The following is a 13,167-nucleotide window of genomic DNA, read 5'->3' as shown; positions in this document are numbered from 1 at the left end:
CTAGAGTGTAGTAAACCAGTTTGCCGCTGGACGAAACACCCGCTCACCTCAGATTTTCTGGCTCGCGAGCAGTTGGCACGTTCAGCCGGTACCAAAGGAGTTGCCGTGAAACAGTTTGATATGCCCGCCGTTGTTCCCGCCGATCCTGGCGCCAACCTCACCGATCTCCTGATGGATCGCCTCGCTGCGACTCCAGACCTTATTTTGTTTTCTCTGCCGCGCAACGGCCAGTGGCTTCCTGTCACCACGAAGGAGTTCCATGCCCAGGTCGTAGCCCTTGCCAAGGGTCTCGTGGCCGCCGGCATCGAGCCCGGCGACAAAATCGGCTTGATCTGCAGGACCCGCTACGAGTGGACCCTGATCGACTTCGCGACCTGGTTCGCCGGGGCGATTCTGGTTCCGGTTTACGAGACCAGTTCTCCGAGCCAGGTGCAGTGGAACCTCAGCGACTCCGGCGCTACGTCCGTCATTGTGGAGACCGCCGACCATTTCGCCCGCTTCGATGAAGTTCATCCGGAACTTAGCGACATCCGTTCGGTCTGGCAGATCGATTTGGGCGATTTGGACAAGCTCGTAGCCGGGGGTGTCAACGTCACCGACGCCGAGATCGAACGCCGCCGCAACCTCGCCGTCGGAGACGACATGGCCACCCTCATCTACACCTCCGGTTCGACCGGCAAGCCGAAGGGCTGCGTACTCACGCACGCGAATTTCCTCGAGACCAGCCGCAATGCCGCGGTCGCACTCAAAGAGCTTTTGATCCACCCCGAGGGCGCCTCGACCCTGCTGTTCATCACGACCGCGCACGTGTTCGCCCGCTTCATCTCGGTGTTGTGCGTGCACGCGGGGGTGCGCGTCGGGCACCAGGCCGACACCAAGACCCTTCTGGCCGCGCTGGGCAGCTTCCAGCCGACCTTTCTGCTGGCAGTCCCGCGGGTGTTCGAAAAGGTCTACAACTCGGCCCAGCAGAAGGCCATCGCCGGCGGTAAGGGCAAGATTTTCAACACGGCCGCTCACGTAGCCGTCGAGCATTCCAAGCTCGTGCAGGCCGGAACGTCGATTCCGCTTGGCATGAAAATTCAGTTCGCCCTGTTCGACAAGCTGGTCTACAGCAAGCTGCGCGCCGCGATGGGCGGCAAGGTCATTTGGGCCGTCTCGGGTTCGGCTCCGCTTGGCGCCCACCTCGGTCACTTCTTCAAAAGCCTCGGCATCGTCATTCTCGAAGGCTATGGCCTGACCGAGACGACCGCCCCGGCCAATGTCGGTCTGGCCACGCGGGCCAAGATCGGCACGGTCGGACCGCCGCTGCCCGGAGTGTCGGTGCGCGTCATGGACGACGGCGAGATCGAGGTCAAGGGTGTCAACGTCTTCAAGGAGTACTGGAATAACCCACAGGCCACCGCAGACACCTTCGACGACGGCTGGCTGAAGACCGGCGACATCGGCGACTTCGATTCCGACGGTTATCTCACCATCACCGGGCGTAAGAAGGAGATCATCGTCACAGCCGGCGGTAAGAACGTCGCTCCGGCCGCACTCGAAGACCCAATCCGGGCCAACCCACTGGTCGGGCAAGTGATCGTTGTCGGCGACCAGAAACCCTTCATCGGCGCGCTCATCACCCTCGACCCCGACATGCTGCCGGTCTGGCTGAACAACCATCAAGAAGATGCCGGAATGACGCTGGAACAGGCATCCGTCAATAAAACCGTGCTCGCCGAAATTCAGGCCGCGGTCGATCATGCCAATGAGGGTGTGTCGCGGGCAGAATCGATTCGCAAGTTCACGCTGCTGCCGATCGAGCTCACCGAGAACAGCGGGCATCTGACACCGAAGATGAGCATCAAACGCAACATCATTCTGCGCGACTTCGCTCAGGAGATCGACACGATGTACGCGAATGCGCCGGTGACTGAGGGGATCTCGCTGCGCGAGTAGTTTGAGGTGGGACCCGGCCCTGTGTGGGTCGGGTTCAGGCTTGCTGTAATTGTAGGTCGGGCCCAGTACTATTTCTGGCGGGTCGGGTCCGAGAAAAGCACTGCCTTCCACGCTTAAACCGTGAACTCGCAAACCCGCGGAACACTTCCCCGTTCCCTCATCTCCGTGACGGCACAAAGCTTCGATCGTGCCGGCTCAGCACCGAATGGTCACGCTCCGGTCAGGGGCTAGAACCAGGTAGACCCGCGGATTTCTTTCATCGCGGCGCGACGGTTTTCCTTGTCGAGACGGTCGATGTAGAGAAAGCCGTCGAGGTGATCGGTCTCGTGTTGCAGCGCCTGGGCCATGATGCCGGTGCCGGAGAGTTCGACCGGGTTATTGTCGAGTTCGATGCCGGTCACGCGCGCGAAGGGGTAGCGCTTGGTGGGGTACCAGAGGCCGGGAACGGACAGACAGCCCTCGTCGACGAAGTCGGGTTCACCGGAGAGTTCGACGATGATCGGGTTGAGGATGTAGCCGATGACGCCGTCGACGTTGTAGCTGAAGGCGCGCAGGTTGACACCGATCTGGGAGGCGGCGACGCCTGCCCGGCCGGGTAGGCGCACGCTGTCGACGAGGTCGCGCACGAGACCGCGCACGCGGTCGTCGATTCCGTCGATGGGGTCGGATACGGTCTTCAGCACCGGATCCCCGAAGAGACGGATTTGACGTTCGGGCACGGGGACACTCCTCGGGGTGAGCGGATGGGGCAGGTTGAGCAGGAGGGCACGACTAGTTCGAACGGATGCAGCGTGCCCCGGTCGAGCGGCAGCGCTAGGCGCTGCGGTCGGCGGGCAGGCCCTCGACGACGAGCTCGGCCAGGGTGCGCGCGGCCAGCCGGGTGATCGGCTTCAGGTCTTTGTAGGACACTACGCTGCCGGCGGCGAGCTGCGGGTCGTAGGGAATGCGCACGATTTCGCGCACCCGCGAGCGAAAGTGCGACTCGATCTCTTCGAGCCGCACCAGGTTCGTGCCCTGCGTGGCGGTGTTGAGCGCGACAATTGCGTTGCGCACGAGGTCGCCGTAGCCGTTCGCTTCGAGCCAGGTCAGGGTTTCGGAGGCCAAACGCGCTTCGTCGACGCTTCCGCCGGAGACGATGACGATCGAGTCGGCCCGCTGCAGGGTGGCGCGCATGACCGAGTGCACAATTCCGGTGCCGCAGTCCGTGAGGGCAATCGAGTAGTAGCGGGCGGCCAGGTCGGCGACGACGTTGTAGTCGTTCTCGTCAAAGGCCTCGGAGAGCAGCGGGTCCGTGTCCGAAGCAAGAATGTCGAGGCGGGTTTCATCGCGCGAGACGAGCGCGGAGAAATCGGTGAAGTTGCCGATCGATGCCGCCTTTGAGACGACATCGCGCACGGTCGAACGGGTCTGCTTGCTCACGCGTTCGGAGAGCGTTCCGCGGTCGGGGTTGGCGTCGATCGCGATGATGCGGTCGTCGCGAGCGTCGGCCAGAGCCATGCCGAGCAGCGTCGTGACGGTGGTCTTGCCCACGCCACCCTTGCGAGTGAGGATCGGCACGAACCGGGTGCCGCCCTCGAACTTGCGACGAATGCGCTCGTTCATCTCCTTGTACGCACGTACCTTGGCCGAGTCGCCGAGATTGACCAGGTGCAGCGAGAGCGCGTAGATGAATTCCGGCCAGACGCCCTGCGGCGCCTTGCGGGTCTTACGGTTCACGGTGATCAGGCGATCCGAGGTGAGCATGGCCGCCGACTCGGGGGCTGAGCTGTTTTCGGAGCGGATGCGATCGCGCCGAACCGACGCTGCGGCATCCGGTCTGGAGAGCGATTCGATGGCGGAATTTGCGCCGGCAGCTCTGGCCGGGGCCGGCGTGTTGATTTCGACGGTGTGGGTGACCGGCGTCGGCAGGACACGGGCGTTTTCGACAGAGGTGCTCGGTCCCCCCGGTGCGACGGCCCGCCGTGGGGCGGCGGGCACGTCGATGGAAACGCTGAAACTCTCGGGCAGGGAGGCAGCGAGGTTGTCGATCGTGTGCGGTGGCAGTTCGCTGTGGTACTCGTCGCCGTTGTTGTCGGTAATGCCAGACTCGTCACTGCGCCTGTCGACACCGCGGTCATCGGTACCGCGATGCTCGTCCCTGGTTCGCTTGGCGGCGGCCGACACGGGGCGCGCGAGCGCGCTCTGGTCGTCAGTACGTTTGTCTGGCACGGTACATCCTCAACTGATCGATAACGGCCCTAATCTTAGCGTGGACGCACCGTTACGAGCAGATCGCCGGCATCGACCTGCTGGGTGAGCGGGATAGCGACCCGCTCGATGGTTCCGGCAATCGGTGAGGTGATCGCGGCTTCCATTTTCATCGCTTCGATCGACGCGACGCTCTGGCCGGCTTCAACGTGCGTACCCTCCTCGACTTTCAAAGTGACCACACCGGAGAAGGGCGCGGCGATCTGGCCGGGCTGGTTCGCATCCGCTTTCTCGGCGACCTTGGTCTGCACGGTGATGCTCGTGTCACGTACGAACACCGGGCGCAGCTGGCCGTTGAGAATGGTCATGACGGTGCGCATGCCTTTGTCGTCGGCCTCACCGATCGCTTCAAGGCCCACGTAGAGCCGCACACCCTTCGCTATCTCGACGGCGTGCTCGTGGCCCTGCTGCAGGCCGTAAAGGTAGTCGTGGGTGTCAACGACGGAGAGATCGCCGTAGGTTTCCTTGACCTGTTCGAACTGGCGAGTCGGCGCCGGGAACAGCAACTGGTTGAGCATTGCACGACGCTCGGCGCTTCCGGCATCGAGGGCAGTACGTTCACCGTCGGTGATTTCGGTGACGCCGACGCGCACGTTACGTCCGGCGAGTACCTTGGTGCGAAACGGCTCTGGCCAGCCGCCTGGCAGGTCGCCGAGTTCGCCGGCCATGAATCCGATGACGGAGTCCGGCACGTCGTAGTTGCCCGGGTTCGCTTCGAAGTCGGCCGGGTCGGCCTTCACCGCGGCGAGGTAGAGAGCGAGGTCCCCGACGACCTTCGACGAGGGCGTGACCTTGGGCACCCGGCCGAGGATGGTGTTCGCGGCGGTGTACATGTCTTCGATTAGTTCGAAGTGGTTGGCCAGGCCGAGAGCGACGGCCTGGGTGCGCAGGTTCGACAGCTGCCCGCCCGGGATCTCGTGGGAGTACACCCGGCCGGTCGGGGCGCTGAGCCCCGATTCGAAGGGGCTGTACAGGGTGCGCACAGCTTCCCAGTACGGCTCGAGGTCGGTCGTGGCCTTGAGCGAAATGCCGGTATCGCGTTCGGTGTGGGCGAGGGCGGCGACGAGAGAGGATGCCGACGGCTGGCTGGTCGTGCCGGCCATCGGTGCGGATGCCACGTCCACGGCATCCGCACCGGCCCGCGCTGCGGCGAGCAGGGTCGCGAGCTGGCCGCCCGGGGTGTCGTGGGTGTGCACGTGCACGGGCAGGTCGAAGCGTTCGCGGAACGCGGCGACGAGCTTCTCGGCAGCGCTCGGACGGAGCAGCCCGGCCATATCCTTGATCCCGATGACGTGGGCGCCGCTGTCGACGATCTGCTCGGCCAGGCGTAGGTAGTAGTCGAGGGTGTAAAGGTTCTCGGCCGGGTCGAGCAGGTCACCGGTGTAGCAGACGGCCACCTCGGCCAGCGCGGTGCCGGTATTCAGCACCGCATCGATCGCCGGACGCATCTGCGACACGTCGTTGAGGGCGTCGAAGATGCGAAAGATGTCCACGCCGGTGTCGGTCGCCTCGCGCACGAACGCGTCGGTTACCTCGGTCGGATATGGCGTGTAACCGACGGTGTTGCGGCCGCGCAGCAGCATCTGCAGGTTGATGTTCGGAAGCGCTTCACGCAGGGCTGCGAGGCGCTCCCATGGGTCTTCGCCGAGAAAACGCAATGCGACGTCGTAGGTGGCGCCGCCCCACGCCTCGACCGACAGCAGTTGCGGCGTCAGCCGGGCCACATAAGGGGCCACTGCGACAAGGTCCTTGGTGCGCACCCGGGTCGCGAGCAGCGACTGGTGGGCATCCCGGAACGTCGTGTCGGTAACGGCCAGCGCGGTCTGGCCGCGTAAGGAGGCGGCGAACTTTGTCGGGCCGAGTAGCTGCAGCTTCTGGCGCGAGCCATCGGGCGCCGGCTGGCTCAGGTCGAGCTGCGGCAGCTTATCGCGTGGGTGCACCGTGGTCGGCGGCACGCCGTTGGGCTGGTTGACGGTGACCTCGGCCAGCCATTTGAGAATCTTGGTGCCGCGGTCCTTGGACTCGCGGCCGCGCAACAATTCCGGGCGCTCGTCGATGAACGAGGTGCTCAGATCGCCGGCGGCGAAGTCTGGGTCGTCGAGCACGGCTTGCAAGAACGAGATGTTGGTCGAGACGCCGCGAATGCGGAACTCGGCCAGCGCACGCTTCGACCGCACGACGGCGGCGGCATAGTCGCGGCCGCGGCAGGTGAGCTTGGCGAGCATCGAGTCGAAGTGCGGGCTGATCTGCGCTCCCGGGTTGATCGTGCCACCATCCAAACGGATGCCGGCGCCACCGGGAGACCGGTAGGTGGTGATCTTGCCGGTGTCGGGCCGGAACCCGGCCGCGGGGTCTTCGGTGGTGATGCGGCACTGCAGGGCTGCGCCGCGCAGGCGGATCTCGCCCTGGGTCAGGCCGATCTCGGCGAGGGTCTCCCCCGAAGCAATACGAATCTGCGCTTGCACGAGGTCGACATCGGTGACTTCTTCGGTCACGGTGTGCTCGACCTGGATGCGCGGGTTCATCTCGATGAACACGTGCTGACCAGCGCGTTCCCCGACGGTGTCGAGCAGAAACTCGACCGTGCCGGCGTTGACGTAGCCGATCGAGCGGGCGAACTTGATGGCGTCGGCGTAGAGCTGGACCCGAATCTCATCGCTCAGGTTGGGCGCCGGAGCGATCTCGATGACCTTTTGGTGGCGGCGCTGCACCGAGCAGTCGCGCTCGAACAGGTGCACGGTCTCGCCGGAGGCATCCGCCAGAATCTGCACCTCGATGTGCCGGGGCCGAAGCACTGCGGCCTCGAGAAACATCGTGGCGTCGCCGAAGGCGCTGTTGGCCTCGCGCATGGCCTCTTCCAGTGCTCCACGCAGCTCGCTCTTCTTGGCGACGCGACGCATGCCGCGCCCTCCACCGCCCGCGACGGCCTTGGCGAAGATGGGAAAGCCGATCTCATCGGCCTGGCTGATCAGCAGTTCAACGTCGGTCGACGGCTGGGTTGACTTGAGCACGGGAACCCCGGCCGCGATGGCGTGTTCTTTCGCCGTGACCTTGTTGCCGGCCATTTCGAGCACGTCGGCGCCGGGGCCGATGAAGGTGATGCCGGCAGCGGCAGCGGCATCGGCCAGCTCCGGGTTCTCCGACAGAAAACCATAACCGGGGTAGATAGCATCGGCGCCAGATTCCTTGGCGACGCGGATGATCTCACTTACGTCGAGGTACGCGCGAACCGGATGCCCGGTCTCGCCAATCTGATACGCCTCATCCGCTTTCAGACGGTGCAAGGAGTTCCGATCCTCGAACGGAAACACCGCCACGGTCTTGGATCCGAGCTCGTAAGCCGCGCGCATGGCACGGATCGCAATCTCTCCGCGGTTGGCAACAAGGATTTTCTCAAACATGCAAGCCTTTCGAGGGCGTACGGGGCGCACAGCTAACGGTTAGGTTCTCTAACACTAGTGAAGGTAACCTTGGTACTCATGCACGTACTCAGCGTTAGCTCCCTCAAGGGAGGCGTAGGAAAGACCACGGTGACCCTTGGTCTGGCTTCTGCAGCCTTCGCCCGCGGCGTGCGAACACTGGTCGTGGATCTCGATCCGCAGTCTGATGTTTCCACCGGAATGGATATTCAGGTTGCCGGTCACCTCAACGTTGCCGATGTGCTCAGTTCGCCGAAGGAAAAGACCGTTCGGGCCGCGATTGCGCCCAGCGGTTGGACGCGGAATCGTCCAGGCACGATTGATGTCATGATCGGCAGCCCTTCGGCCATCAATTTCGACGGGCCACACCCGAGCATCCGTGATATCTGGAAACTCGAGGAAGCACTCTCGACGATCGAGAAGGACTACGAGCTCGTGCTCATCGACTGTGCGCCGTCGCTCAATGCCCTCACGCGTACCGCATGGGCCGCGAGCGACCGGGTCGCGGTTGTGACCGAGCCCGGTCTGTTCTCGGTCGCTGCGGCTGACCGGGCGCTGCGCGCGATCGAAGAAATTCGACGTGGGCTGAGCCCGCGGTTGCAGCCGCTCGGAATCATCGTGAACCGGGCCCGCGCGGCGTCGCTCGAGCACCAGTTTCGAATCAAGGAGCTGCGCGACATGTTCGGGCCGCTCGTGCTCAGCCCGCACTTGCCCGAGCGCACCTCCCTACAGCAGGCGCAGGGCGCTGCGAAGCCGCTGCACATCTGGCCCGGTGACAGTGCCCTCGAAATGGCGGGCTACTTCGACCAACTTCTCGACCGGGTGCTGCGCACAGCGCGCATCGGCGAGTATGCCGAGGTTCCGGCGCACTAGAATTTTCGCGCCACGCGCTGCGAGCCAGTGGCTCCGTGCCTGGGCTGCTAGGAAATTTTGCGGGTGCTGCGACGGGCTGCTAGCTCGTCGGCGGGGTCGACCGGCTGCATGTCGAGTTCGACCAGGCTGGTCTCGACCTCGCGGAGCACCTTGCCGACGGCGATGCCGAAGACGCCCTGACCGCGGCTGACCAGGTCGATGACCTCGTCGTTGGAGGTGCAGAGGTAGACACTCGCGCCATCGCTCATGAGCGTGGTCTCGGCGAGATCGCTGATGCCCGATTCGCGCAGCTGGTTGACGGCGGTGCGAATCTGCTGCAACGAGATGCCGGTATCGAGCAGGCGTTTGACGAGTTTGAGCACGAGGATGTCGCGAAAGCCGTAGAGACGCTGGGAGCCGGATCCGGCCGCCCCACGCACTGTTGGCTCGACCAGGCCGGTGCGGGCCCAATAGTCGAGCTGGCGGTAGCTGATACCGGCAGCACGCGCAGCGATAGCACCGCGGTAGCCGGAGTTCTCATCAAGCTCGGGCATGCCATCGGTGAACAGCAGTCCTAACGAGTAACGCGAGGCGTCAGCATCAGGCTTGAGCTCACTCATATGGGTTGCCTCTCGGGGATTTACCTGGTGCGGTGATTCAGCTGGCGGTGACGCTCTGACTCACTGTGGTGCGGAATTGGTGCAGAAAGAACTAGTGAAAAATTAGTGCTGAAGGTTGGTGCCGTACAGCTGGTGCTGCGACGAGGTCCTGCTGTGGGTCGCTCTAACTACGGTACCGAGGTGGGGTGCCTTGGTGCCTGACATTCGCGCAATAGGTTTGGCGTGTCGGCGACAGACACCGACGAAGGCGCCAAAGCGACGGCGTCGAACCGACTTCACGACGGTTTGTGCCTGTGCCAGTCTAGGACCTACTTGGTCAGTCGGCCCAGAGCTGAGCGAATCAGACTGCCCCGAATCACTTCAAGCTGCCCGGCGATTTCTACCGCCATTTCGGCAGCTTTTGCCCGGCTCGAGGCGTCTTTACGTCGAGCCAGAGGCACCAAGGCACTCTCAATCAGCCCCAGCTCACGCTCAGCGGCCCCACGGAAGCCACGCAGGTGGCGCGGTTCGATGCCACTTCGTTGCAACTCCACGAGAGCACGCAGCACGTTCAGCGCCCCCTCGCCGTAGTAATCAGCGGGCAAAATGATCGACGCCGAGACGGCATCGTGCAGCAGGGTCGCCGAGGACCCCGCCTCACGCAGGAGATCTTCCCGGGAGAGCCGGCGCACGGTGCCGAGCATCGACGGCCCCGGGGCCGTTCCGCCCGGCAGCACCGGCGATAGACCGGCGTCCAGATCGTCCAGATAAGAACGGATGACTTTCAACGGCAGGTAGTGATCGCGCTGCATGGACAAAATCAGCCGTAACCGATCCACGTCGCCCGTGCAGAACTTGCGATAGCCCGATTCGGTGCGCGCCGGGGAAACCAAACCCTGCTCCTCGAGAAAGCGAAGCTTGGACGGGGTGAGATCAGCGAATTCCGGGGTGAGCCGCGCCAGGACCTGGCCGATGCTCAGCAACGGCGCGGAGCTCGGGGACTGCGCCTTCGCCGCCGACACGGGCCGAGTCTGAGCGGCGCTTGCCGCCACTATTCGCTCGCCGTGCGGGCGAGGTCAAGGCGCGAGGCGTAGAAGGTCAGGCGGAATTTACCGACCTGCACCTCGGCACCGTCGGTGAGGCGAGCCGTTTCAATGCGCTCCCCCTCGTAATAGGTGCCGTTGAGCGAACCGAGGTCTTTGACGGTGAACCCGGTGCCGTTGCGCAGGAATTCGGCGTGGCGGCGGGACACTGTGACATCGTCTAGAAAAATGTCAGCGTTGGGGTGCCGGCCGACACTCGTAAGGTCGGCATCCAGCAGAAAGCGGGCTCCGGCATTCGGGCCACGACGAACCACCATGAGCGCAGAGCCCGACGGCAACGCTGCGATCGACTCCTGCTCCTCTGCGGTCACGTTGGAGTCAATCGACGCGATCTGAACGGCGAACTCCTGGCTGAAATTCATCGTCGTATCGGTGCTGAGCATGTCGTGCACCGTCGTCGTCTCGCCGGACACCGCGTCGATGGGCACCTCGCCGTTGGACGATGCTGGGGTGGACTGCGCCTTGCTGGGCATTGCTTCGCCTGTCGTCGGGTTCTTTGGCTGATCTGGGGGCACGGGATCGTTCTGTTTCTCGCAATTATTGCTACCGGATAAATCGACCATCATGCACCTCCTATCGTTCCAGCGTATCGGAAGATACACCCTCGGAGACCCTCGAAAGTCGAATCACTCGCATCGCTTCAATGGCGTAGATAATGCCGGCCCACCAGTACAGAAAAACGCCCCAGATTCCGAAGGCCCATCCCACCGGCTGCGACCACCATGCCAGCTGCGGAAATGCCTGCCCCAGCATGATCATCGGCAGGGCGTAGAACAGGCAAAAAGTGGCGACCTTGCCCAGTTGGTGTACCGGGAGCGGACCGAAGCCGAAGTTCGCGAGGATGATTCCCAGTGCCAGGAGAAACACATCGCGACCCACCACGACGAGCACGATCCACCACGGCACGAGGTCGCGCCACGCCAGACCGATTAACGCAGCGAAAATATAGAGGCGGTCGGCGGCCGGGTCCAGTAACTGGCCGAGGCGGGTGATCTGGTTCCAGCGGCGGGCCAGGAAGCCGTCCAGCCAGTCCGTGAAACTGGAGATGCTGAGCACGACGAGCGCCCAGGCATCTTCTCCCTGAGCCAGCAATACCAGGAACACGGGTACGAGCAGGAGACGCAAAAAACTGAGCATGTTGGGCAGGGTCAAGACCCGATCGCTCACCATGCCGTTCACTGGGCCTGTCACATACGCAGTCTATCGAGCGCCCGACCGGGACTGCACGGCAAGACACGCTACGTGCCCGACTGTGCGGTCAGCTCAGTCGCGCTCGCAGGGCTGGCCAGCTGGCAGCGAAACCGGGATGCAGCGCAAGCAGGTCAACGGCGTCGGCGGGTACCCAGCGCAGGGCAATGCTCTCCAGATCGCTGATCACCGGCTCAAACACCTCGGTGGCTTCGACGACGACGGTCGTATACGACCAAAAGCCCAGGTCCAAGCGCGAGGTGAATTTTAGAATGACGAGGTCGGCCGGAACGCCCGCTTCTTCCCGCGCTTCGCGCAGCGCCGCGTCGAGCGCGGTTTCGTTCTCGTGACGGGCGCCACCGGGTAGTCCCCAGGTATCACCAAAATGGCTCCACACCGCGCGATGCTGAAGTAACACCCCACGGTCGGGATGATGCACGAGCAAACCGGCCGCCCCGAATCGGCCCCAATACTTACGGCCGTCCGGACTGTAGACCCAGGCGTCGCCGCTGTCCCGATTCACGGGAAGCCGAGGCACACCGGCTGCAGCCGGACCAGACACGTCAGAACCGTCAGTCATGCTCTAAGCATGCCCGTCTGCGACCCCAAAACGAATTCAGGCGGCCGACGAATTTACGCTGTCGGTGGATTCTCGGGCCCTAGACCGACATGATGGCGTGCATCGGAGCCGTGCCCAGACGTTCGCGACCGTGCAAATCGGTCAGTTCGAGCACGACGCCGACACCGGAGACGGTGTAGCCGGCCCGTTCGATCAGTCGGCTCGTCGCGGCGATGGTGCCTCCCGTGGCCAACACGTCGTCGAGGATCAAGACGCGGGTACCGGCGGGCAACTGGCCGACCTCGAGTTCCAGGCGTGCCGAGCCGTACTCGAGGTCATATTCCTCGGTCAGCACGGTACCGGGCAGTTTGCCGCCCTTACGCACGGCCAAAACGGATGTGCGCGCTGCGTACCCGACAGCGGCCGCCAGGAGAAAACCGCGCGCCTCAATGCCGGCCACGGCATCGAACTGGCCGCGATGCTGATCGGCGAGGTCATCGACGATCGCGCGGAAGGCGCGGGCATCAGCGAAAACCGGGTTCAGATCGCGGAACACGATGCCAGGCTGGGGAAAATCGGGATACGAAGCCAGCAGCGCCTCGACGTAGCTGGCGGCGGGGGACGGCGAAGTGGGCACAGAAAAGTGAGTCACTGATTCATCTTAAGCGGCGCTGCCCGCAGCCGTACGCAGACATCGCGGCCTGGGTCAGGGTTTCGAGCGCTCCGGGGCCAGTTCTTCGGCAGATACCTTCGGAGCGCGCGGCACCGCCGCTATCGCGCTCATCGAATCCAGAAAGTGTACGACGGCGATCTGCTGGTCGCCGGTGAGCTCCAGGGCGACCCGCATCATCTGCTCGTGGGTGACAGCGAGCGAGTCGCGCATCTCCTGGTGCGACGACTGCGTGGCGAACAGCCGCTGCGCGCGCGCGTCTGCCGGGTTCACCTCGCGGCGAATATGACCGGATGCCGACAATCTTGCGAGAAGTTTTGCCGTTGCCGCCGAGGAGATGTTCAGGAATTCGCTGAGATCCTTTGGACTGGCGACCCGGTCCTGCCGTTCGCAGGCGATGAGATGACGCAGCGCCATCAGATCGGTTTCGTTGACGTTCATCTCGGCCTGCGCACGATGACGCATGGCGGCATCGGCTACCCGAAACCGACGCACGGCCCGCAGAACCTCGGTCGCGGAAGGTACACCCTGATTCTCGAGGTCATACCAGTACGCCCCATGTTGTGGAAGGCTACTCTCATCTTGGGCCATG

11 protein-coding genes and 1 pseudogene are annotated in these 13,167 nt (G+C 63.8%); 2 read left to right on the top strand and 10 right to left on the bottom strand.

Translation table 11 applies throughout. The annotated features are described in order from the left end of the window. Positions 1-105: 105 nt before the first annotated feature. A complete protein-coding gene (locus tag CXY73_RS19350) occupies positions 106-1,938 on the top strand; it encodes a long-chain fatty acid--CoA ligase (RefSeq protein WP_104139089.1) in 1,833 nt (610 codons plus the stop codon). Positions 1,939-2,165: 227 nt separating this feature from the next. Here the strand turns inward: CXY73_RS19350 and CXY73_RS19345 are convergent, their stop codons facing one another. The 3 genes from CXY73_RS19345 to CXY73_RS19335 form a co-directional block, all read right to left on the bottom strand. Further along, complete coding sequence (locus CXY73_RS19345) at positions 2,166-2,657, bottom strand: peptide deformylase (protein ID WP_104139086.1); 492 nt, start codon at positions 2,655-2,657, stop codon at positions 2,166-2,168. 94 nt (positions 2,658-2,751) lie between these two features. Further along, positions 2,752-4,146, bottom strand: a complete 1,395-nt coding sequence (locus tag CXY73_RS19340) for a MinD/ParA family protein (RefSeq protein WP_233198478.1) — start codon at positions 4,144-4,146, stop codon at positions 2,752-2,754. Positions 4,147-4,181: 35 nt separating this feature from the next. Next, positions 4,182-7,586, bottom strand: coding sequence for a pyruvate carboxylase (locus CXY73_RS19335; RefSeq protein ID WP_104139083.1), 3,405 nt, complete (start codon positions 7,584-7,586; stop codon positions 4,182-4,184). Positions 7,587-7,664: 78 nt separating this feature from the next. Between CXY73_RS19335 and CXY73_RS19330 the strand changes: the two genes are divergently transcribed. Beyond that, positions 7,665-8,477 (top strand): ParA family protein, encoded by an 813-nt coding sequence (locus CXY73_RS19330; protein ID WP_104139081.1) that lies wholly within the window; start codon positions 7,665-7,667, stop codon positions 8,475-8,477. A 47-nt stretch (positions 8,478-8,524) separates the two neighbouring features. Here CXY73_RS19330 and CXY73_RS19325 read toward each other — a convergent pair whose 3' ends face one another. From CXY73_RS19325 to CXY73_RS19295, 7 genes and pseudogenes are all read right to left on the bottom strand, one after another. Beyond that, positions 8,525-9,076 (bottom strand): MerR family transcriptional regulator, encoded by a 552-nt coding sequence (locus CXY73_RS19325; protein WP_104139078.1) that lies wholly within the window; start codon positions 9,074-9,076, stop codon positions 8,525-8,527. A 308-nt stretch (positions 9,077-9,384) separates the two neighbouring features. Continuing rightward, complete coding sequence (locus tag CXY73_RS19320) at positions 9,385-10,077, bottom strand: MerR family transcriptional regulator (protein ID WP_104178694.1); 693 nt, start codon at positions 10,075-10,077, stop codon at positions 9,385-9,387. Between the two features lie 29 nt (positions 10,078-10,106). Further along, on the bottom strand, positions 10,107-10,541 hold the full coding sequence (locus CXY73_RS19315) for an FHA domain-containing protein (protein ID WP_104139404.1): 435 nt from the start codon (positions 10,539-10,541) through the stop codon (positions 10,107-10,109). 190 nt (positions 10,542-10,731) lie between these two features. Next, positions 10,732-11,328, bottom strand: coding sequence for a CDP-alcohol phosphatidyltransferase family protein (locus tag CXY73_RS19310; RefSeq protein WP_104139401.1), 597 nt, complete (start codon positions 11,326-11,328; stop codon positions 10,732-10,734). A gap of 91 nt (positions 11,329-11,419) precedes the next feature. Next, positions 11,420-11,926, bottom strand: a pseudogene (locus CXY73_RS19305) (NUDIX domain-containing protein); the annotation flags it as partial. A 79-nt stretch (positions 11,927-12,005) separates the two neighbouring features. Further along, positions 12,006-12,557 carry an adenine phosphoribosyltransferase gene (locus tag CXY73_RS19300; protein ID WP_233198477.1) on the bottom strand — a complete coding sequence of 184 codons (552 nt, stop codon included), beginning with the start codon at positions 12,555-12,557 and terminating at the stop codon, positions 12,006-12,008. A 54-nt stretch (positions 12,558-12,611) separates the two neighbouring features. Then, complete coding sequence (locus tag CXY73_RS19295; protein WP_104139067.1) at positions 12,612-13,166, bottom strand: MarR family winged helix-turn-helix transcriptional regulator; 555 nt, start codon at positions 13,164-13,166, stop codon at positions 12,612-12,614. Position 13,167 lies beyond the last annotated feature (1 nt).

The organism is Cryobacterium sp. Y50 (assembly GCF_002929805.1).
GTDB lineage: Bacteria > Actinomycetota > Actinomycetes > Actinomycetales > Microbacteriaceae > Cryobacterium.
The sequence above is the reverse complement of the archived record's forward strand: the minus strand, read 5'-3'. Positions and strand labels throughout refer to the sequence as shown.

What these genes read in the sequence shown, in the direction of transcription:
- CXY73_RS19335 (WP_104139083.1), bottom strand. Translation starts at nt 7,586, where the DNA reads ATGTTTGAGAAAATCCTTGTTGCCAACCGCGGAGAGATTGCGATCCGT.
- CXY73_RS19325 (WP_104139078.1), bottom strand. Translation starts at nt 9,076, where the DNA reads ATGAGTGAGCTCAAGCCTGATGCTGACGCCTCGCGTTACTCGTTAGGA.
- CXY73_RS19315 (WP_104139404.1), bottom strand. Translation starts at nt 10,541, where the DNA reads ATGCTCAGCACCGATACGACGATGAATTTCAGCCAGGAGTTCGCCGTT.
- CXY73_RS19330 (WP_104139081.1), top strand. Translation starts at nt 7,665, where the DNA reads ATGCACGTACTCAGCGTTAGCTCCCTCAAGGGAGGCGTAGGAAAGACC.
- CXY73_RS19295 (WP_104139067.1), bottom strand. Translation starts at nt 13,166, where the DNA reads ATGGCCCAAGATGAGAGTAGCCTTCCACAACATGGGGCGTACTGGTAT.
- CXY73_RS19310 (WP_104139401.1), bottom strand. Translation starts at nt 11,328, where the DNA reads ATGGTGAGCGATCGGGTCTTGACCCTGCCCAACATGCTCAGTTTTTTG.